Below are 761 nucleotides of genomic sequence, written 5' to 3' on the forward strand. Positions count from 1 at the left end.
TAAAGCTTATTCTGAAAATATAGTAGTAGGAACAAAACAGAGCGGCCGGCTCTTTATTCTAGTATGCAAACTACTAATGATAAAGAACCAAACCGCTCCGAATATTTACCCTTAACGAGTCTTCAGCCGGAAGAGTTTATAGGCTTGCTCTCTGAGTTCGGTCCTCTCTGCGAGCAGTTTTTTGAGGACTATAACCTGGAGGGCAACCCTCGTAGGATTCCCAAGTTCAGGGAAGATGCCCGCTGTAGCCTGGCTGGCAGCTTCAATAAGCTGCTCTTCCTGCTTTCCTACCTCAAGGAGAACCCGCGTCAGCACTACCATGGCAGGCTGTGGGGGATGAAACAGCCGCGGGTAAGCAAGTGGGTAAAACTGCTTTTGCCCCTGCTTGAGCAGGCGCTGGCCCGCCTACAGGTATTGCCAAAGCGCTTTGGCTGCCAGCTTTATGCCTTCCTGCTCTCCTTCACGCGCTTTGTGCTGCTGATGGATGCTACGGAGCGAGGCATACCGCGTTCTGTGGTCTATGAGCGGCAAAAGCACGAGTACAGCGGCAAGAAGAAGACGCACACGGTCAAGAATAACCTGATAACTGACCAGCGGGGTAGCATCCTGTTTCTGAGCAGCACCTATCCCGGCAGCGTGCATGACAAGACAATGGCTGACCAGGCGGGCCATCAGTTCCCCGACCACACCGTGTTGGTCGAGGATTTGGGTTACCTGGGCTACGGACCAGAGAATGTGAGCGTCCTGATCCCCAACAAGAA

The 761-nt window shown here is 52.8% G+C and carries 1 protein-coding gene; it reads left to right on the forward strand.

All coding sequences use genetic code 11. The annotated features are described in order from the left end of the window. Positions 1-63 precede the first annotated feature (63 nt). Positions 64-761 (forward strand): transposase family protein (locus ACMA1I_RS23285; protein ID WP_337070894.1); only part of this gene is annotated, 698 nt, incomplete at its 3' end.

The organism is Pontibacter sp. 13R65, assembly GCF_047525655.1.
Taxonomy (GTDB): Bacteria; Bacteroidota; Bacteroidia; order Cytophagales; family Hymenobacteraceae; genus Pontibacter.